This is a genomic window from Kribbella sp. NBC_01484, assembly GCF_036227145.1.
Classification (GTDB): Bacteria; Actinomycetota; Actinomycetes; order Propionibacteriales; family Kribbellaceae; genus Kribbella.
The window spans coordinates 4,399,693-4,417,654 of sequence record NZ_CP109437.1 but is presented as its reverse complement, the minus strand read 5'-3'; the positions used below and the strand labels follow the sequence as shown (position 1 = coordinate 4,417,654).

General features: G+C 69.4%; 19 protein-coding genes. 7 read left to right on the top strand and 12 right to left on the bottom strand.

The features are described from left to right. Positions 1-15: 15 nt before the first annotated feature. From pruA to OG555_RS21610, 5 genes are all read right to left on the bottom strand, one after another. Positions 16-1,644, bottom strand: a complete 1,629-nt coding sequence (gene pruA / locus OG555_RS21630) for an L-glutamate gamma-semialdehyde dehydrogenase (protein ID WP_329484745.1) — start codon at positions 1,642-1,644, stop codon at positions 16-18. Between the two features lie 194 nt (positions 1,645-1,838). Continuing rightward, on the bottom strand, positions 1,839-2,315 hold the full coding sequence (locus OG555_RS21625; protein WP_329484744.1) for a VOC family protein: 477 nt from the start codon (positions 2,313-2,315) through the stop codon (positions 1,839-1,841). Beyond that, positions 2,312-3,241 carry a non-homologous end joining protein Ku gene (ku, locus tag OG555_RS21620; protein WP_329484743.1) on the bottom strand — a complete coding sequence of 310 codons (930 nt, stop codon included), beginning with the start codon at positions 3,239-3,241 and terminating at the stop codon, positions 2,312-2,314. Before ku ends, OG555_RS21625 begins: the two co-directional genes overlap by 4 nt. Before the next feature lie 16 nt (positions 3,242-3,257). Next, positions 3,258-3,785, bottom strand: a complete 528-nt coding sequence (locus tag OG555_RS21615) for a DUF6912 family protein (protein WP_329484742.1) — start codon at positions 3,783-3,785, stop codon at positions 3,258-3,260. Beyond that, positions 3,782-5,248, bottom strand: coding sequence for a WS/DGAT/MGAT family O-acyltransferase (locus OG555_RS21610; protein ID WP_329484741.1), 1,467 nt, complete (start codon positions 5,246-5,248; stop codon positions 3,782-3,784). The genes OG555_RS21615 and OG555_RS21610 overlap by 4 nt, the downstream gene beginning before the upstream one ends. A gap of 172 nt (positions 5,249-5,420) precedes the next feature. Here OG555_RS21610 and OG555_RS21605 point away from each other — a divergent pair, with 172 nt between their 5' ends. From OG555_RS21605 to OG555_RS21595, 3 genes are all read left to right on the top strand, one after another. Beyond that, positions 5,421-5,909 carry a cupredoxin domain-containing protein gene (locus tag OG555_RS21605; RefSeq protein WP_329484740.1) on the top strand — a complete coding sequence of 163 codons (489 nt, stop codon included), beginning with the start codon at positions 5,421-5,423 and terminating at the stop codon, positions 5,907-5,909. 121 nt (positions 5,910-6,030) lie between these two features. After that, positions 6,031-7,359, top strand: a complete 1,329-nt coding sequence (locus OG555_RS21600; protein ID WP_329484739.1) for a hypothetical protein — start codon at positions 6,031-6,033, stop codon at positions 7,357-7,359. Beyond that, a complete protein-coding gene (locus OG555_RS21595; protein WP_329484738.1) occupies positions 7,359-8,102 on the top strand; it encodes a nucleotidyltransferase domain-containing protein in 744 nt (247 codons plus the stop codon). The genes OG555_RS21600 and OG555_RS21595 overlap by 1 nt, the downstream gene beginning before the upstream one ends. On the opposite strand, the gene OG555_RS21590 is transcribed toward OG555_RS21595, so the two are convergent. The 5 genes from OG555_RS21590 to OG555_RS21570 form a co-directional block, all read right to left on the bottom strand. Then, the gene (locus tag OG555_RS21590; protein ID WP_329484737.1) at positions 8,062-9,288 is read right to left on the bottom strand and encodes a glycosyltransferase 87 family protein; all 1,227 of its coding nucleotides are present in this window, start codon (positions 9,286-9,288) and stop codon (positions 8,062-8,064) included. The two genes, OG555_RS21595 and OG555_RS21590, sit on opposite strands and share 41 nt — an antisense overlap. Positions 9,289-9,290: 2 nt before the next feature. Further along, a complete protein-coding gene (locus OG555_RS21585; RefSeq protein ID WP_329484736.1) occupies positions 9,291-9,962 on the bottom strand; it encodes an HAD family hydrolase in 672 nt (223 codons plus the stop codon). A 73-nt stretch (positions 9,963-10,035) separates the two neighbouring features. Further along, positions 10,036-10,824 carry a DUF4097 family beta strand repeat-containing protein gene (locus tag OG555_RS21580; protein WP_329484735.1) on the bottom strand — a complete coding sequence of 263 codons (789 nt, stop codon included), beginning with the start codon at positions 10,822-10,824 and terminating at the stop codon, positions 10,036-10,038. A gap of 106 nt (positions 10,825-10,930) precedes the next feature. Next, positions 10,931-12,196: an AAA family ATPase gene (locus OG555_RS21575; protein WP_329484734.1), complete on the bottom strand. Its 1,266-nt coding sequence runs from the start codon at positions 12,194-12,196 to the stop codon at positions 10,931-10,933. Beyond that, positions 12,196-12,855: an SAF domain-containing protein gene (locus tag OG555_RS21570; RefSeq protein WP_329484733.1), complete on the bottom strand. Its 660-nt coding sequence runs from the start codon at positions 12,853-12,855 to the stop codon at positions 12,196-12,198. The genes OG555_RS21575 and OG555_RS21570 overlap by 1 nt, the downstream gene beginning before the upstream one ends. 182 nt (positions 12,856-13,037) lie before the next feature. On the opposite strand from OG555_RS21570, the gene OG555_RS21565 reads away from it, so the two are divergent. Continuing rightward, positions 13,038-13,286 carry a helix-turn-helix domain-containing protein gene (locus tag OG555_RS21565; protein WP_329484732.1) on the top strand — a complete coding sequence of 83 codons (249 nt, stop codon included), beginning with the start codon at positions 13,038-13,040 and terminating at the stop codon, positions 13,284-13,286. Positions 13,287-13,538: 252 nt separating this feature from the next. Here the strand turns inward: OG555_RS21565 and OG555_RS21560 are convergent, their stop codons facing one another. Next, a complete protein-coding gene (locus OG555_RS21560; protein ID WP_329484731.1) occupies positions 13,539-14,087 on the bottom strand; it encodes a hypothetical protein in 549 nt (182 codons plus the stop codon). 161 nt (positions 14,088-14,248) lie between these two features. On the opposite strand from OG555_RS21560, the gene OG555_RS21555 reads away from it, so the two are divergent. The 3 genes from OG555_RS21555 to OG555_RS21545 all read left to right on the top strand — a co-directional run bounded on the left by OG555_RS21555 (position 14,249) and on the right by OG555_RS21545 (position 17,494). Beyond that, positions 14,249-15,274 (top strand): LysM peptidoglycan-binding domain-containing protein, encoded by a 1,026-nt coding sequence (locus OG555_RS21555; RefSeq protein WP_329484730.1) that lies wholly within the window; start codon positions 14,249-14,251, stop codon positions 15,272-15,274. A 1-nt stretch (position 15,275) separates the two neighbouring features. After that, a complete protein-coding gene (locus tag OG555_RS21550; RefSeq protein ID WP_329484729.1) occupies positions 15,276-16,301 on the top strand; it encodes an Rv3235 family protein in 1,026 nt (341 codons plus the stop codon). Positions 16,302-16,495: 194 nt separating this feature from the next. Further along, the gene (locus tag OG555_RS21545; protein WP_329484728.1) at positions 16,496-17,494 is read left to right on the top strand and encodes a VanW family protein; all 999 of its coding nucleotides are present in this window, start codon (positions 16,496-16,498) and stop codon (positions 17,492-17,494) included. A 7-nt stretch (positions 17,495-17,501) separates the two neighbouring features. Here OG555_RS21545 and OG555_RS21540 read toward each other — a convergent pair whose 3' ends face one another. Then, positions 17,502-17,909 (bottom strand): cupin domain-containing protein, encoded by a 408-nt coding sequence (locus OG555_RS21540; RefSeq protein ID WP_329484727.1) that lies wholly within the window; start codon positions 17,907-17,909, stop codon positions 17,502-17,504. Positions 17,910-17,962: the final 53 nt, after the last annotated feature.

Here is a 17,962-nt window from a genome sequence, read left to right as displayed (position 1 = left end):
CTTTTGCTTCTCTCGTCAGCCCTGGTGCGGGTAGCGGTAGTCGGTCGGCGGGGCGAAGGTCTCCTTCATCGACCGCGGCGAGACCCAGCGGATCAGGTTCCACATCGAGCCGGCCTTGTCGTTGGTGCCGGACGCCCGCGCACCACCGAACGGCTGCTGACCGACGACCGCGCCGGTCGGCTTGTCGTTCACGTAGAAGTTGCCGGCCGCGAAGCGCAGGTAGTCCGAGGCTTCGGCGATCGCGTGCCGGTCCTGCGCGATGACCGCACCGGTCAGCCCGTACGGCGCAGAGTGCTCCATCTCGCGCATCACGGTGTCGTAGTCGGCGTCGTCGTACACGTGCACACCGAGGATCGGGCCGAAGTACTCGGTGCTGAAGATCTCGTCGGTCGGGTCGGCCGAGACCAGCAGCGTCGGCCGGACGAAGTACCCCTCGCTGTCGTCATAGGTGCCACCGGCAACGACCTCGATGGAGTCGGTCGCGCGGGCCCGGTCCAGGGCCGCCTTGTGCTTGGCGAACGCGCGGTCGTCGATCACGGCGCCGATGAAGTTCGACAGGTCGGTGACGTCGCCCATGGTCAGCGAGTCGGTCTCGGCGACCAGGTCGTCGCGGATCCGGTCCCACACCGAGCGAGCGACGTACGCACGCGACGCGGCGGAGCACTTCTGGCCCTGGTACTCGAACGCGCCGCGCACCATCGCGGTCTTCAGCACCGCCGGGTCCGCGGACGGGTGCGCCAGGATGAAGTCCTTGCCGCCGGTCTCGCCGACCAGCCGCGGGTAGGTCTTGTACGACGCGATGTTCGTGCCGACCGTGCCCCACAGCGAGTGGAACGTCCTGGTCGAGCCGGTGAAGTGGATGCCGGCCAGATCCGGGTGGGTCAGCGCGGCCTTGCTCACCTCGAGGCCGTCGCCGGTGACCAGGTTGATCACGCCGGCCGGCAGGCCTGCGGCCTCGAGCAGCCGCATCGTCCAGTGCGCGGCGAACTGCTGCGTCGGCGACGGCTTCCAGACCACGGTGTTGCCCATCAGCGCCGGCGCGGTCGGCAGGTTGCCGGCGATGGCGGTGAAGTTGAACGGGGTGATCGCGTAGACGAAGCCCTCGAGAGGCCGGTAGTCGACCCGGTTCCACACCCCCGGGGACGAGATCGGCTGGTCGCTGACGAGCTGCCGCGCGAAGGCCACGTTGAAGCGGAGGAAGTCGATCAGCTCACAGGCCGCATCGATCTCGGCCTGCTGGATCGTCTTCGACTGGCCGAGCATGGTGGCCGCGTTCAGGGTGTCGCGCCACGGGCCGGCCAGCAGATCGGCGGCCTTCAGGAAGATCGCGGCGCGGTCGTCGAACGACAGCGACCGCCACGACGGAGCAGCCGCGAGCGCCGCGACCACGGCCGCCCGGCCATCGGCCTCAGTCGCGTTGCCGAGGGTGCCGAGCACGTGCGCGTGCCTGTGCGGCTGCACCACCTCCACCGGCGTGCCGCCACCCAGCTTCTGCTCGCCGCCGATCGTGCAGGTCAGGTCGATCGCACCCGCCGCGCTGAACTCCTTGAGCTTCGACTCCAGACTCGCGCGCTCGGCCGAACCGGGCGCATACCCCTTGACGGGCTCGTTGGCAGGCGTCGGAACGGTGGTGACGGCATCCATAGTGCGAGGCTCCTCGATCGTGTGGTGGACCGTGCTGCGGGCGCCGCTGCGGGTGGGCGGCGCGCGCTGCCACTAGGTGACACGAGCATCGTGCCACGCCGAACCCCCGGACCACGAACCCGACTGGTCCGCTCTCACGGCGACCTCATTTGTAGCATACGTTTCACCTGAAGAGGTCCCCGAGCGGGCGTAGGTCAGGGACGCCAGGGCATGTGCTGGAGGGCCCAGGTGTTGCCGTCGGGGTCCTCGAACCAGGCGTAGAAGACGCCGCCGAGGTCTTCGGTCTCGCTGACGTCGACGCCGCGCCTGATCAGCTCCTCGCGAGCGGCCTCGATGTCCTTGACCACGAGGTGCAGGCCGCGCAGGGTGCCGGGTGGCATGTCGAGCTGGGGCAGGCCGGTGACCAGGGTGATCGAGCAGTAGGAGCCCGGCGGGGTGAGCTGGACGATGCGTACGCCGTCCGCCGGGGAGACGTCGACGTCGACGTGGAAGCCGGCCTGCTCGGAGTAGAACCGCTTGGCCCGGTCCACGTCCGTCACCGGGACCGGGACGAGCTCCAGCAGGAAGGCGCCCGGTGTGACCACCGCCGCGGTCGGATCCGCCGGGATCTCCGCGGCGTCCTTCGGGATCTCGGTCTGGGTCGGCGGCGGGGTCGGCAGCTGATCGGTCATGCGGACTTCTTCGCGGCCTTCTTGGCGGTCTTCTTCGCCGGCGCCTTCTTGACCGCTGCGGCTTTCTTCGCGGGAGCCTTCTTGGCGGCGGCCGCCTTCTTCGCCGGGGCCTTCTTGGCCGGCTCAGCGTCCGCGGAACCTCCCGCGCGACGGGCCTTCGCGGCCTCGACCGAGGCGCGGAGCGCGGCGACCAGGTCGACGACCTCGGCGCCCTCTGTCTCCTCCTCCTCGGACTCCGGCAGCGGGACACCCGCCGCCTTCGCCTCGACCACCTTCTCCAGGGCCTGCCGATACTCGTCGTGGTACTGGTCCGGGTCGAACTCGCCCCGCAGCGTGTCGATGTACGACGACGCCATCGCCTTCTCCTGGGACCGGATCTCCACGTCCTCGGGCGGTGCGGCGAAGGACGCGTCCCGGACCTCGTCCGGCCAGAGCATCACCTGCAGCACGAGGATGTCGTCGACTGTCCGCAGCAGCCCCAGGCTCTCGCGCGACCGCAGTGCGACCTTGACCAGCGCGTACAGCTCGGAGCCGTCGAGCGCGTCCCGCAGCAGCACGTACGGCTTGGCACCCGGACCACCGTCGGCCTGCAGGTAGTAGGACTTGCCCAGGTAGAGCGGGTCGACCTGGTCGGCGGGCACGAACTCGAGGACGTCGATGACCTTCTTGCTGGACAGCGGCAGGTCGGCGAAGTCGTCCGGTTCGAGCACGATCATCCGGCCGTCGGGCATCTCGTAGCCCTTGCCGATGTCGGAGTACGGCACTTCCTCGCCGTCGATCGAGCAGATCCGCTTGTACTTGATCCGGCCGCCGTCGGCGACATGCACCTGGCGGAAGGAGATGTCCTTCTCCTCGGTCGCCGAGAACACCTTGATCGGGATCGTCACCATCCCGAACGAGATGGCACCCTTCCAGATCGCCTGCATCGCCATCAGCTCCCTGTCAGCTCGATCCGTTCCGCCCGCGCGGCCCCTCCGCCGCGAGCAGATCGGGAATCTCCTGTGTCGCGTACCACAACAGGTCTTCACCCTCGCACGAATCGAGGGCGAAAAGTGCGTCGTCATCACCGTTCTGGGCCGCTTCCCAGAGGTCGGCGGCCTTCCCCACCACCGCCGCCGCGCCGGCCGCGTCCAGGTGGACGGCGGCCACCGTCGTCCACGGGATCACCACCTGCAGCTCCAGCCGGGCGTCCCCCAGCTCGACCGATCCGTCGGCCGGCGGTACGGCGCTCACCTCGGCCGCCACGACCACTCGTCTCCGCGCGGTCCCGGGATCGGCCGCGAGCAGTCCGATCGAGGCACGGGCGGCCTGCGCCATCGCGGCGTACTCGAGCTCCTCGTCGTCACCCTCGGCGTACCACTCCCGCAGCGCCGGTGTGACGGCGTACGCGGTCAGCGGGGCCGGGCCGAGCTCGCCGGCGTGACACGCGGCGTGCAGCAGCCGCAGCGTGGATGGGATGTAGACCCTCATGAACCCGCCTTCTTGGTAGTGCCGCGGGGTTTCTTCCGGCCCCGGGAGGCCCGGTTGTGGCTGCCCGTGGTGGTGTCGAGCAACTCGGCCAGCGCATCCGTCACGCATTGGGCGAAAACAGCCAGGTCCGGCATCGCGGTGCGGTCCGCGTTGAGCCCGTAGAACACCTTCCCGTCGTACGACGTGACGCCGACGGACAGCCCTTGTCCGGGCATCAGCGGAACCACCGGGTATGACGCCAGCATCGGCGCACCCTGGGCGTACAGCGGGAACTGCGGACCGGGCACGTTGGTGATCACCACGTCGTCGATCGGCCGGACGGTCGTGGTCGCGACCCGGGCGGCGAGCGCGTGCAGCGTGGTCGGGGCGAACCCGGCGATGCCGACGAGCGACTGCGCACTGACCGCGCGGCCGGTGTCCTTGTGCACCTTGGTCTGGTACGAGATCTGGTGCATCCGCATGACCGGGGAGTTCTCCCCGACCGGGAGGTTCACCGTGGAGGCGATCACCCGGGACCCGAGCGAGGTCGGCTCCTCGTCCTCGTCGTCGCGGATGCTGACCGGGACCACGGCGCGGACGCTCCGGGTCGGTCCGACGCCCTCACCACGTGTCATCATCCAGCCCCGGAACGCGCCCGCGACGACTGCGAGGATCACGTCGTTGACCGTGCCGCCGTGCATCGCCCGGACGGTCCGGTAGTCCTCCAGGTCGGTCTGCACGGTGGTGAACCGGCGCTGACCGGACGTCTTCACGTGCAGCGAGCTCTCCTGCACATGGCGCTGCGCGACCAGCGAGCCGACCACGTCCCCGAGCACCTCGCGGACCGACGTCGCCCCGGTCAGGCTGGCGATCTCGGCCCGGGCCAGCTCCAGCACCGCGGTGGGGTGCCGGGTGGCGTCGGTGAACACGCCGGCGAGCAGCTCCAGCGCGGACGGTGGGTGCTGGGGCTCCCAGGTGTCGGTCGGGGTGTCCCGGGGCTGCGCGGTCGCGTCCAGCACGACCTGGCCGATGTCGACCGTGCTGTTGCCGTCGACAAGGGCCTGGTGGGACTTGGCGATGATCGCGAACCGGTCACCTTGCAGGCCCTCGACCAGGTACATCTCCCACAGCGGCCGGGCCCGGTCCAGCCGCCGCGACATGATCCGGGCGACCAGCTCGAGCAGTTGCGCGTGTGTCCCCGGTCGCGGCAGGGCCGAGCGGCGGACGTGGAAGGTGATGTCGAACTCTTCGTCGTCCACCCAGACCGGGCCGGCGAACCGGCCGGGCACCTGCTGGACCCGCTGCCGGTACCGCGGCACGAACGCGATCCGGTCCCGGATCAGCGCGACCAGGCGCTCGTAGTCGAACCCGTCGCCGGAGTGCACCGGCGGCTCGAAGATGTCGACGGTCCCGACGTGCATCGGGGTGGCCGGGGACTCCGCCTTCAGGAAGGTGAGATCCAGCGACGTCAGCCGATCGGGCATCCGGTCACCTTCCTCTCTGGGGATAGCTTGTCTCGTCACCCTAGCGGCCACCGCCGACAGTGGGCTGCGACACTGGCCGTACGGGAACACTGAGCTATTCGTGTTCGTCAGGCAAGAGGGTGTGTCCCGCACCCTGAGAACTTCACAGACCCCTCGAAAGGCTCCTGGACCGATGCGTTCGACGCTCACTCGCGGTGCCGCCGCCGCACTTCTGCCTACCCTCGGCATGCTGGTCCTCGCCGGCTGTGGCGGTGGTGACTCCGACAGCGGCGCGAGTCCGAGCAACACGCCGAGCGCCCCCGCCAGTACGCCGACGGCCCTGCCAACGAACACCCCGACCCCGGGCAAGCCGAACACGAGCTCCCCGTCGAACACCGCGGACCCGTCCGGTGAGCAGGCAGACGTGACCATCAACGTCACCGTTGCCAACGGCAAGGTCACCCCGAGCGGCGCGACCATCAAGGCGAAGGCCGGCCAGACCGTGCTGGTCACCGCGGTCAGCGACGCCGCGGACGAGGTACACATCCATGGCTACGACAAGGAACTGCCGCTCACCCCGGGCAAGCCGGCCTCGGTCAAGTTCACCGCGGACATGAAGGGCACGTTCGAGATCGAGACCCACGAGAGCGGCAAGCTCGTCGCCAAGCTCGTCGTGTCGTGAATACTGCATTGGATTGCCGCGCCTCCGGCACGGCGCGGTCACGGGGCCTTAGCTCCCGGCCTTCCCTCGTCGCTCTGGTCGCTTCGCTCCCTCCGCTCCTCAGTCCAGGCCGGGAGGCCCCGTGACCGGGCTGATCCTTCCCCTGCATGGGATCGGCGGCCGGCAGGACCTGCCGGTTCCGTTCGGTCTGGCGGTCGGGGGCGCCGCGGTCGCGATCGGCGTCTCGTTCGTCATCCTCGCGCTGGCCTGGCGGAGTCCGAAGTACCGGGGCAACGCCTCCGGGAAGCCGTTGCCTGCCGCAATCACCCGGACGGTCGACGCGGTCTGGTTCCGCTGGGCGGTCCGGCTGGTCGGGCTGGCGACCTTCCTCTACGCGATGGTCTCGCTGATGTTCGGCGTGGACCGGCTGACCAACCCGATCTTCGGGTTCATCTACATCCTGGTCTGGGTCGGGCTGGTGCCGATCTCGATCGTGTTCGGCCCGGTGTGGCGGACGCTGAACCCGCTGCGGACCATCCACCTGCTGCTCAGCAAGGCGCTCCGGCAGCCGCCGTCGAAGGGTGTGCTCGAGCTGCCCGCGTGGCTCGGTCTGTGGCCGGCCGCGCTGGGCATCTTCGCCTTCACCTGGCTGGAGCTGGTAGCCCCGGACCGCGCCACCATCCCGGTCCTGCAGGCGTGGCTCGCGCTGTACTTCGTGATCACGCTGTTCGGCGCGATCCTGTTCGGCGATCGGTGGTTCTCGACCGGCGACCCGTTCGAGGTGTACGCGACCCTGATGTCCCGGTTGTCGCCGTGGGGCCGCCGTACCGACGGAGCCCTGGTGGTCCGCCGCCCGCTGGAGAACCTGGACGGTCTCAAGCCGCTACCCGGTCTCGTCGGTATGGTGTCCGCGCTGCTCGGATCCACGGCGTACGACGGCTTCTCGAACTCGACGGCGTGGATCGGCTGGGCCCAGAACCAGGACGTCTCGATGACCTGGCTAGGCACCGCCGCGCTGATCGGGTTCATCCTGTTCGTCCTGGTCACGTTCACCGGTGCCACGCTGCTGGCCGGGCGGTTGTCGGACAGCTCCCGGACGACGCTGCCACGGTTGTTCGCGCACTCCGTCATACCGATCGCCTTCGGGTACGTCGTCGCGCACTACCTGACGCTGTTCATCCTCGAAGGGCAGCGGACGCTCATCTACTTGAGTGACCCGCTCAGCAACGGCGCCAACATCTTCGGCACCGGTCTGCTCGCGGTGAACACCGGCATCACCAACCACAGCACGACGATCGCGGTCATCCAGGTGCTGGCCGTGGTCTGCGGTCACCTACTGGGCGTCGTCTCGGCGCACGACCGTGCCGTCGCTCTGTTCCCGCGCAACAAGGCGCTGGCCGGTCAGATCCCGTTGCTGGTCGTCATGGTCGCCTACACCGTCGGTGGTCTGCTCCTACTATTCTCTTCGTGATGTACACGGTTGCGGAGAGGTGCCGCCTGCGGGATTTGCTGGTGGAGGCCGCTCGGTCTGATGCACGTGTCACCGGTGCGGCGCTGACGGGGTCGGCCGCGGTCGGAGGTGAGGACGAGTGGTCCGACATCGATCTGGCCCTCGGCCTCGCGGCCGACGCCGACCAGGACGCCGTACTGGCTGACTTCACGGCACTGATGTACGCCGAGCACGGCGCTGTCCACCACACCGACGTGTGGTCGCGCCGGACGGTGTATCGGGTGTTCCTGCTGGCTTCGACGTTGCAGGTGGACATCGCCTTCGCACCGGCTGCTGAGTTCGGTGCGCTCGGGCCGACGTTCCGGCTGCTCTTCGGCGAGGCTGTGGAGCAGCCGGCCTGGGGGACGCCGGCACCGGTGGACCTGATCGGGATGGGGTGGCTGTACGCGTTGCATGCGCGGTCCAGCATCGTGCGGGGCAAGGTATGGCAGGCCGAGTACATGATCAGCGGCGTACGCGATCACGTGCTGATCCTGGCGTGCTTGCGGCACGGTGTGCCGCATTCACAGGGCCGTGGCCTGCATCTGTTGCCGACGGCCACCACTGCGGCTGTGGAGCCGACGCTGGTGCGGTCACTCGACACCGCTGAGCTCTTGCGAGCCTTCCGCGCCAGTGTCGACGTACTGCTGGCTGAAACTTCTCTGGTTGATGCTGACCTGGCGGTCAGGCTTGGTCCGCCGTTACGGGCGTTGACAACGGTTTAGGCAGGCTGCGGCTGGTGACCGCCAGCAGGATGAAGGCGATCATGCCGACGATCAGGTGGGAGTTGCCGGGGATGGACTGCCAGAAGGTCCAACTGAGCTCGCGGTCGTCGCGGTACGGCACCCACCAGATCGAGCGCAGTACGAACAGACCGTAGAAGAGCACTCCGGTCACGACCGCGGGGTTGAGGCCCCAGACCCGGTTGACCGCGCGGATCAGGCTCACACCGAGCGGGATGATCCAGACCCAGTGGTGACTCCACGAGATCGGCGACGCGTACAGCACGGCCAGCGCCATCACGGAGATCGCGGTGACGCGCTCGTCCGCCAGCCAGTAGCGCCGGGCCAGCCAGAGCACGAGCAGGCCGAACACGGCCGAGAGCACGAACCACGCCGGCTGCACCCAACTCGCGTCGTTGCCGAGCCGGTGCAGGAAGCCGTTGAAGGACTGGTTGCCGGTGTAGGCGATGCCGCCGACCCGGTTCGCGTCGAGGATGACGTCGGTCCAGTACCGCCAGGACTGATGCGGCACGATCGCGAATCCGATCGCCATCGTGGCCAGCAGCCCGAGTACGGCGTTCCGCAGCGCACGCCACTGCTTGGTGACGATGAGCAGCGCCAGGAACGGCAGCGGCGTCAGCTTGACGCCGATCGCGACACCGAGCCAGAACCCGCGCAGCCGCGCGTCGTTCGGCCGGACCAGATCCAGCAGGATCATTGCCGTCAGCAACAGGTTGATCTGGCCGAACTGGATCGTCTGCCAGACCGGTTCGAGCAGCAGTGAGAGCGCGGTCAGCGCGACCAGGACCGCCGTCCGCTTGCGGGGCGTGATGAACGACCAGAAGGTCTTCGGCAGGCTGGTCCGCCACAGGGCGGTGATGGACAGCACCGAGATCGTGGTCCAGGCCACCAGCGCGACACCCCAGGGGACCGCGGCCAGCGGCACCATCGCGATCGCCGCGAACGGCGGGTAGGTGAACGGCAACCCCGAGCCCGGCAGCTTGGCGTCGTACAACGCCTGCCCGTGGAGCAGCACCGAGCCGCCCATCCGGTAGACGCGCAGGTCGATCATGCCGCCGAACAGGCTGCCGACCCAGGCGCCGAGAGCGACGAGCAGCGCGCAGCCGACGATCGCGATGACGACGCGACGGGCGGCCGGGCGAGGTGGGGAGGAGGGTGTGGTGGTCACGGTCACGTCAGGTCGGCTCCGAACAGGGTTTCCAGCGCTCGCCGGGTCTCGTCGTACTCGGTGTGGAGGATCGCGGTCATGCCGATCGCGCGGGCGCCGTCGACGTTGAGCTCCAGGTCGTCGATGAAGACGCACTCCGCCGGCTTCAGGTCCAGCCGGCGGGCGGCCAGCAGGAAGATCTCCGGCTCGGGTTTGCGCATCCCGACCTCACCGGAGATGACGATGTCGTCGAACATCCCGTCCCAGGTGTCGCGCGGGTAGGTGTTGCCCCACGAGTTCGACAGCAGGGCGGTGCGGATCCCGTGCGACCGGGCCCGGCGGACCAGCGCGGACATCGCCGGCTGGTGCTCGAAGTGCGCGAACATCCGCTCGATCAGCCCCTCCGCGGGCACCGGCGTACCGTCGTGGCGGACCAGGATCGAGGCGAGCTTGCGCTCGAAGTCGGGGACGGCGATCTGGCCGCGCTCGAGGGCGTGCACCGGGTTCAGCTCGGCTTCCGCGGTGGCGCTTTCGGGCGTCGCGGCGGGCAGCCAGGCGAGCACCGCCTGCAGGTAGGAATCGAAGTCGAATCCGTCGAGTTCGGCCCAGCGCCGGAGCGCGGCCTCCAGGCCCGAGGTGAGCACGCCGCCCCAATCCACCAGCAGGCCGCGCGGCACCACCCTGACCTCTGACATGCCGGCAAGCCTACTCAGAACATGGACCCGACCACGCCGGCGGTCCTCCCGGTCACTCGCCGTATCCGCGGCGTCAGTGGTTGTACTCGATGGTGACGTCGCCCGACGAGGTCTTGGCTTTGATGGTCCGGGTCGCGGTCTGGTCGGTCTTCACACTCGCCGACTCGTCGCCGGACGAGGTGTCGGTCTCCACCTTGTACGACTCGGTGCCGGACGGGATCCGGATCGACACGTCACCCGAGCTCGCCTTCGCGTCCACCGACTGCGGTGCGACCGCGAAGTCGAGGTCGACATCGCCGGAACTGCTCTCGGTCGACACGCTGGTCGCCCGCAGATCCTGCCCATCGAGGTCACCGGAGCTGGACTCCAGCCGCAGCGGACCGGCGACGTCCTGCACCTCGATGGTGCCCGAACTCGACTTCAGGTCCGCACCACCGGTGAGCCCGGACACCTTGACGTGCCCACTGCTGCTCCTCAGCGTCACCTGCAGATCCTTGGGAACCGTCACGATGTAGGTGGTCTTGCACCCGAAGGACAGGAACCCGCAACCGGAGTCAGTCAGCTCGAGCTTGCCGTTGTCGTACTTCTCCTTCGGATCCGACCCGAACACGTTGCGCTCGAACTGCCGCTCGACCTTGACGTCCGGGCCGTCGCCGGCGCGTACTTCGACCTCCGCGGAGCTGCTGTCGATTCGCAGCGCGTCGCCCTGCACCGGGTAGCTGCCCTCGCCCGTCTTGGTGCCCTCGGTCAGGCCGGTCAGCGCCCAGTACAGCCCGCCGAGAATGAGCGCGACCGAGATCGCGATCCCATACCGCCGCTCGGTGCTCATCGTGCTCGCCGGCCGGCCCTCGACGTCGGACATTGCTCTCCCCTGGGGTGCGACAACAGCCCAACCCTGACACATCCCCCGACGCCTGTCGGTGGGGTTTTCCCCCGTATTCCCACCGACTCGACCCTGAGTGGCACGGTCAGCCGACGAGCTCCTTGGCGATGGTTCCGGCGAGTTGCTGGAGCGACTTGCGGAGCTTGCTGGACTTGGCGGACTCGGCCAGGCTGCGGCCACGGGACATGGCGGTGTCCACGGCGTTCAGGTCATACGGAAGCAGTGCGGCCGGCTGCACCCCGGCGTACTGCGTGAGTGCCTCACCGACCGCATCGGCGGGAGAACTGCCGAGGGAGCCGGAGCGGACGCGGTTGACCACCACCCTGAGGTTGACCGACGGCACGATGGCGCGCACTTCGTGGATCGCGCGGATCAGGCGGGTCAGGCCGACCGGGTCCGCCGTACCGACGACGATCACCTCGTCGGCCTCCTCCAGCGTCGCCACGGTCGCGCCGTTGCGGCGCGGCGCCAGCGAGTCGAACGAGATCTCCTCATCCGTCTCGATACAGAAGCTGACGTCGACGACGGTCACCGGCGCCAGCATGCGCGCGGCCGACCAGATCGACTCGATCGCGGCCGGCCGCAACTCCGTCCAGCGGTCGGCGCGGCTGAGGCCGGTCAGCACCAGCAGATGCGGCTCGACCTGACGCGCGTGCTTCGCCAGCATCACCATGTCGAGCGAACCACTCGACGCCGACCGCGCCGCGGCGGCCAGCCCGGAGGTCTCGTCGAGCATGCCGAGGAGCTGCGCGACGGTCCCGCCGTACACGTCAGCGTCGGCGAGCAGGGTCGGGACGCCTTTGACCGCGAGCTCACAGGCCAGTCCGACGGCGACGGTGGTCCGCCCGGGCGCGCCGGTCGGGCCCCAGACCGCGATCACCCGGCCGCTGCCCTGGGTGTAGACGGGCTGCGGGTTGCCCGCCGTCTCCGGAGTCAGCGGCACGAATCCGCCCCCGAAGTGCGACAGCGAGGCCGGCGGACCTGACTCGACCGCATCGGTCACCGCGCGGCCGAGGTCCTCCGGGCTGACGTCGGCCGGAAGGATGCGCTCGATCCCCATCCGGCTGAGCCTGTCCTCGGCGCCGAAGGGTGCGCCGTTCTCGGTCGGGTCCACCAGGGCGAGTACGGCGATCCCGCGCGTGTGCAATGCGGACACGGCATCCGAGGTGAGCCGGGCCAGGTCGTCGGCGAGCAGCACCGCGCGGGCCTGACCGCTCGCGGCCGCCGCCATCACGTCGGCGAGGTCGACACAGCGCCGCACCACCCGGATCCCGGGTGCGCGCTCGGTCCGCCGTACGACGTCTGCCTCCCAGGGGGCGCCGGTCACGGCCAGCAGAACGGGGACGGACATCAGCCGGCCCGCCGCACCAGAGTCGGCTCGCCCGTGCTCATCGCGGTGAGCGCGGCCGGGAGCCGCGACAGGTCGGACGGCGCGAGCCCGATCAGGACCTGTCTGCGGGCCGAACCACCTGCCACGCCTTTGACCGCGTCGATCTGGAGAACGCGAACGCTGCTCCAGAGCAGCTTGGCCGGCTGACTCTGCTCCTTCGGGACGACCCAGATGTCCACTGTGTCGCCTCCCGCGGTGTCCGACGGCAGCCGTCCGGTCGCGACCGACAACGGCAACTCGGTGCGGTTGCGCTCCGACTCGGAGACTGCGGCCTCTCGCGGCACGAACTCACCGGCGTCGACGGCGCGGGCTACGACGAGGCCTTTGAGGTCGGCGTCAGCGGCGACGTACCTGCTCGCGTCGTCGCTGCTGGTGAAGCGCACCCGCACGGTGGTGAGGTCGTCGCCGGTCAGCGTGGTGCCGGCCTGGAGGTCGTGCTTGGCCGCCCAGATCGTGGTCGTGTCGTCGGCCGCCGACAGCAGCTTGGCGCCGGCCAGCGCGGTGATGGCGACGAGCAGTACGCCGAGGACGAGCCGGCCGTCCTTCCACCGGGCCCGCCGGTTGCGCTGGGCCGGGACGGACAGTGCCCCGAACCCACTCCGCACTGCTGTGTCGACCACGTCGAACTCCCCAGTCAATCGATCGCTCTCGGAGCCGACATTCTGCCGTGTCCGGGGACCTCGCTGTGAACGGTCATCCACAGGGCGTCACTCCCGGCCCTTGCCTGGGGACAAACGAGATCATCCGAGCGTCAACCGTGGCAAACTGACGGAACCAGCCACTATGTGAAGGAGTAGGACGGATGCCGGGTCCCCGATTCCTCCAGCTCGCCGACGTCGCCGAAGTCCTCAACATCTCCGCCAACCAGGTGTACGCCCTGGTCCGGCGCGGCGACATCCCCGCGGTCAAGATCGGCGGCCGAGGCCAGTGGCGGGTCGAGGCCACCGAGCTCGAGAAGTACATCGAACGGCTCTACAGCGAGACCAAGGACTTCATCGACAGTCATCCGTTCGGCGAAGAAGCAGAACAGACGGAAGAAGCGCACCACTAACCCAGGCGAGCCGGCGCCGGGCCGGTCTGTCTGGGGTTTCGGGGATTCTGCTAGTCACTCCGGGTGTGTAGCGCTCGCCAAAGCCAGCGCCCGCGGGATTCGTGGAGGGTTTCTGGCCCGTCCAGTAGGGAATCCCTCCACTGTCCGACCCAGCCTCGCGAGTGTGGTCGGTTCAGTCGTGGAACCGGTCGGGTGCGATCGCGGCTCTGCCGGGACTTCGGACCGGAGCGCTGTCGGCCGGATGCGGTTGGCTCAGCGGCGGCGGAGGGCGCGGAGGGCCTGGGTGGGGACCAGGCGCTGGTTGTAGACCTCGCTCCGGCGCCGGGGAGCGTCCAGGGGATGCTCGGCCAGCTCGAGGAAGTCGGCTCCGACCCGGTCGATCGTGCCGGTGACCGGTCCGCCGCCGCTACAGAACAGCGTGACCGGTGAGCGGTCGCGCGCGATCCCCCGCAGCAGGTGCGCGAGCCCGAGCTTCCCCTCGACCGCGCCGCTCGCCGGCTCCGCCCACGGCCCCAGCCTGTGTACGGCGACCAGCGCGGCGACCGGGATCAGCCACTCCTCGTACCGCTCGGTCTCGATCAGCAGGCAGTCCTTCCCGACCCGCGTCAACGTCCCGTGTACCGGGTCCGCGTCGATCAACTCCACCCGGACGACCGTGTCCACGGCCCCGCGCAGCCGGTCGAGCACCGTGATCTTCCCGACCTCGGCCCGGACCCGATCCGCGACCTCGCCGTACAGGTCGCCCTCCTGAAGCGCCTCGAACTGCGACTCCAGGTCCGCGAACAACGCATCCCACCGCATACCCGCTGAACCTACCGGCCGTTGGCGGTCACCCTCTGTCAGGGAAGTGCACGCTTCGTGCGTTAAGGACTTGCAAAGTGACAGTAGGACCGGTCTATAGTGGTCAAGCCAACGCAAACTCAAGCAAACTCATAAGTCGGGAGCGAAGCGGGATGAACGCGATGATCCGGGGAGTGAAGGGGACGCTCGCGGTGCTGGCGCTCGTCGGCGTCGGCCTGGGCTTGCGCTGGATGACCGCGGGCTCGATCACCGGCGTGAACAGCCACGACCTCGACTCGATGACAGTCCTCGCAGTCGGCACCGTCGCCTGGATGGCCTACGGCTGGCTCGTCCTCGCAGTCCTCGTGACCGTCCTGGAGCAACTCCCCGGAGCCATCGGTGCCCTCGCCGGAGCCATCGCCGGCCGGATCACCTCAACCACCGCCCGCACCCTCCTCCGCTCCAGCCTCGGCGTCGCCGCCGTCACCCCCCTCACCGTCGGCGTAGCCCACGCAACCCCCGCCGACGCCACCACCCGCCCCTGGACCCAGGTAGAGCCCCACTCCACCGTCCAACTCACCAGCACCCCCACCAAGCCCAGCTCAGCCGTCCACCTCGCCGGACAGGCACCCGCCCCCCTGCACGCCGCCTCAGACACGACGAACTGGCGCACCACCGAGCCCGGCTCAACGGTCCACATCACCGGGCACGCACCCACCGCTCACCCGGACGCCGGCGCCACCCAACCCGACACCACCCGGCCTGGCGTAGACCAGCCCGGCGTGAAGCAGCGCGGCACCACCGAGCCCGGCACTACCCACCCCGGCGTGAACCGGCCCGGCGTGGAGCGGTCTGGGGTGGGACGGGCGGAGGACGGGGTGCCGGGTGGGGGGCGGGTTCGGGTGGGGGTGCCGGATCGGCCGGCGGTGGGGGCTGCCACTCGGTATACGGATCTGCGGTCCGGGGTTCCGGTGCGGGTGCCTGGGCGGGTTGACGTGCGGGCCGGGGACTCGTTGTGGAGCATCGCGGCGCGGGAACTGGGTCCGAACGCCAGTGCCGAGGCGATCGCGGCCCGGTGGCCGGAGTGGTACGCCGCCAACCGTCAGGTGATCGGTTCCGATCCCGACCTCATTCTTCCCGGTCAGGTACTGCGCATCCCGGCAGCCGCGACCGGCCAGCACGTGCCGCCCACCCACCAGGAGAAGTGACATGAGCCAGCCTCAGAACCTCCGTGCGGACGACCTCCAGCACCCGACTCCCCTCACCCCTCTCGCAGCTGTCCCCGAGACCCCGGCGTCCCCGGACGACGTGGCCGGCGAGGTCAGCATCGCGACACCGCGGCTGCGGGCTGTCGATGGTCCTCCGGCGCACACCGTGCCGGCGACGGTGCGCTACGCGGACAGCATGACCGACGGCGCGCTGGCCCTGCGCCTGCAGGCGATCACCCGCCTTGGTGTGGTCTCCGCACCCACCACCCTCACCACCCTCGCCGCCTTCACCACCGCCCCAACCCAAGCCCGCGAAGCCGAGGGTGAAGCCCACCTGAAGGTTCAGGCCGCGGTGGCTGAGGGGCGAAAGCTCGCAGCGGTGCCGGTGGCGGCCAGCGACGGATCGGCTGGGCCAGTGAGGGCTGACGTCGGTGACGGGTCGGCGGCACCGGTGCCGGCTGAGGTCGGTGACGGGTCGGCGGCACTGACGGTGGCCGCAGCCGCTGACGGGTCGGCCGCGCCGGTCAGGGCTGGGGTCGGCGACGGGTCGGCGGCACTGACGGTGGCCGCGACCGGTGGCGGGGCGGCGGCGCTGAAGGTGGCCGAGGACGGGCTTGGGTCGGCGGGGCCGGAGGTGGGTGGAGCTGCTCGTGCAGCGGCGGCCGCGGCGGGGGCGGGGGTTGGGCCAAGGGTACCGGATGCGCGGGCTTGGGCTGGGCGGTTGGTGCAGGCGGTTTCGGAGGTGCTGGCGGGGGATCGGCCGATTTCGCAGTTGGTTCGGTTTGCGGATGAGGCTGTGTTCGCGGATTTGAATCGGCGGGTTCGGGTGTTGGGGCTGACTACTACGGCTACCAGTCGCGGGGCTCGGGAGCGGAGTGCGGTGCGGTCGGTTCGGGTGTGTACGCCGGCTCGGCACGTGGCTGAGGTTGCTGCGCATGTGCGGCACGGGGATCGGTCGAGGGCGATCGCTTTGCGGATGGAGATCCGGCGTCACCGATGGATCTGTACTGCGCTCGAGATCGGCTGAGCGGCGACGGCTTGGGCGGAGCGGTCGGAGCCCGGACGGCAGGCCACGCCAGCCCGGCATCGAACTCTCGGTGGAGTTCTGGCGTCGTAGAGGAGCGCAATCCGATCGTGCTTTCGCTGTCATATGGCTGCGGCAGGCGCGGCGTACCGTAACCGGGTCGGTCGCAGGACCGCCCCTCGTCGTTCGGGGAACGAATGTCAGACACGACCGTCAGCAGGGCACTGGAGTTCAGCGAACCGACAGACACGGAGCGATCGGAGTCCACTGGGGTGACGCCGGACGTGGCGTGGCGGGTCGGTCTGGAGGACTTGACCGACGCGGAGCGAGCCCGAGTGCTCCCCGCGGTACGGCGACGCCGGTGGAGCGAGCGGATGCCGCTGCTCTACCCACTGGCCGTGCGGTACCACCGGGTGCTCAAGCGACTCGAGTGGATGCGGTCCAGTACGCCGTACGCACGGCTCCGGCAGGTGGACGAGTTGCCGGTGCGGGTGAAGCGGCACAAGTCGTTGCTGTTGCGGCAGCTCGGCGAGACCGAGATGTGGATGCAGCACAACAAGGTGACCAACCTGAAGCTCGCATGCGCCCAGGTGGACGGGCTGCTGATCCGGCCGGGTGAGACGTTCTCGTTCAACAAGCTGGTGGGCAATGCCACGCGCCGCAAGGGCTATCGGAAGGGCATGCGGCTCTCGAACGGGCAGGCGCGGCCGGGCATCGGTGGCGGGATCTGCCAGCTCGCCAACCTGCTGCACTGGATGGTGTTGCACTCGCCGTTGACGGTGACGCAGCGATCCACGCACAGCTTCGACCCGTTCCCGGACAACGGGCGGGTGCTGCCGTGGGGCGTGGGCTGCAGCATCGTCTACAACTACGTGGATCTGCAGTTCCGCAACGACACCGACCAGACGTTCCAGCTGCGCGTCGGAGTGGGCGATCGCTACCTGGAGGGCGAGATCTTCGCCGACGTTCCGGCCGAATCGTCGTACCGGGTGTTCTCGCGGGGTGAGCGGTTCCTCCGGGTCGGCGCAGAGTACTTCCGCCGCAACGAGATCTGGCGGACGGTGATCGACCGGCGCACCGGTACGACGGTCCGCGACGAACTGATCCGCGAGAACGTTGCCCTGGTCAAGTATGTCCCGGTCGACGTGCCGGTGCTGGACGTCGTACCGCCGCAGCAGTACCCCCCGAGCAGGTAGCCGGCGACTACTCGAGCAGCGCGCAGCCGTACTTCTCGAACAGTGCGGCCACGTCGCCGGAGAATCCGCCGTGCAGCTCCCCGAGCATCGCGTGCGTCGTCGCCGACATCACCAGCACGTACCTGGCCGGCTCCTCGCCCGGGTTGCCGAACGTGTGCGGCACCCCACGCGGGCCGACGATCCCCGATCCGGCCGGGACGTCGTAGTCCTCGCCGTCGATCCGGAGCCGCAGCGTCCCGGAGAGGACGTACCACGCCTCGTCGTCCTCGTGATGGACATGCAGCGGCGCCTGCCAAGCCACCTGGTCCGACGTACGCCCCGCCGCCTCCCACTCCGCGAGCACCAGCCCCGATCCCGCAGGAGCGACGGTCCGTCCGAGCAGCGGCACGCCCGAGAGATCATCTCGACGCGACATCCAATCAGCTCCCCAGTCAGCGTGCACACCATCCTCAACCGCCCGAGCCATGA

Bases quoted from the DNA above. Each gene is read 5' to 3' on its own strand.
- OG555_RS21550 (WP_329484729.1), top strand. From the start codon at position 15,276: ATGAGCCAGCCTCAGAACCTCCGTGCGGACGACCTCCAGCACCCGACT.
- OG555_RS21605 (WP_329484740.1), top strand. From the start codon at position 5,421: ATGCGTTCGACGCTCACTCGCGGTGCCGCCGCCGCACTTCTGCCTACC.
- OG555_RS21560 (WP_329484731.1), bottom strand. From the start codon at position 14,087: ATGCGGTGGGATGCGTTGTTCGCGGACCTGGAGTCGCAGTTCGAGGCG.
- OG555_RS21545 (WP_329484728.1), top strand. From the start codon at position 16,496: ATGTCAGACACGACCGTCAGCAGGGCACTGGAGTTCAGCGAACCGACA.
- OG555_RS21610 (WP_329484741.1), bottom strand. From the start codon at position 5,248: ATGCCCGATCGGCTGACGTCGCTGGATCTCACCTTCCTGAAGGCGGAG.
- pruA (WP_329484745.1), bottom strand. From the start codon at position 1,644: ATGGATGCCGTCACCACCGTTCCGACGCCTGCCAACGAGCCCGTCAAG.
- OG555_RS21585 (WP_329484736.1), bottom strand. From the start codon at position 9,962: ATGTCAGAGGTCAGGGTGGTGCCGCGCGGCCTGCTGGTGGATTGGGGC.
- OG555_RS21575 (WP_329484734.1), bottom strand. From the start codon at position 12,196: ATGTCCGTCCCCGTTCTGCTGGCCGTGACCGGCGCCCCCTGGGAGGCA.
- OG555_RS21580 (WP_329484735.1), bottom strand. From the start codon at position 10,824: ATGTCCGACGTCGAGGGCCGGCCGGCGAGCACGATGAGCACCGAGCGG.
- OG555_RS21555 (WP_329484730.1), top strand. From the start codon at position 14,249: ATGATCCGGGGAGTGAAGGGGACGCTCGCGGTGCTGGCGCTCGTCGGC.
- OG555_RS21625 (WP_329484744.1), bottom strand. From the start codon at position 2,315: ATGACCGATCAGCTGCCGACCCCGCCGCCGACCCAGACCGAGATCCCG.
- OG555_RS21540 (WP_329484727.1), bottom strand. From the start codon at position 17,909: ATGTCGCGTCGAGATGATCTCTCGGGCGTGCCGCTGCTCGGACGGACC.
- OG555_RS21565 (WP_329484732.1), top strand. From the start codon at position 13,038: ATGCCGGGTCCCCGATTCCTCCAGCTCGCCGACGTCGCCGAAGTCCTC.
- ku (WP_329484743.1), bottom strand. From the start codon at position 3,241: ATGCAGGCGATCTGGAAGGGTGCCATCTCGTTCGGGATGGTGACGATC.
- OG555_RS21615 (WP_329484742.1), bottom strand. From the start codon at position 3,785: ATGAGGGTCTACATCCCATCCACGCTGCGGCTGCTGCACGCCGCGTGT.
- OG555_RS21595 (WP_329484738.1), top strand. From the start codon at position 7,359: ATGTACACGGTTGCGGAGAGGTGCCGCCTGCGGGATTTGCTGGTGGAG.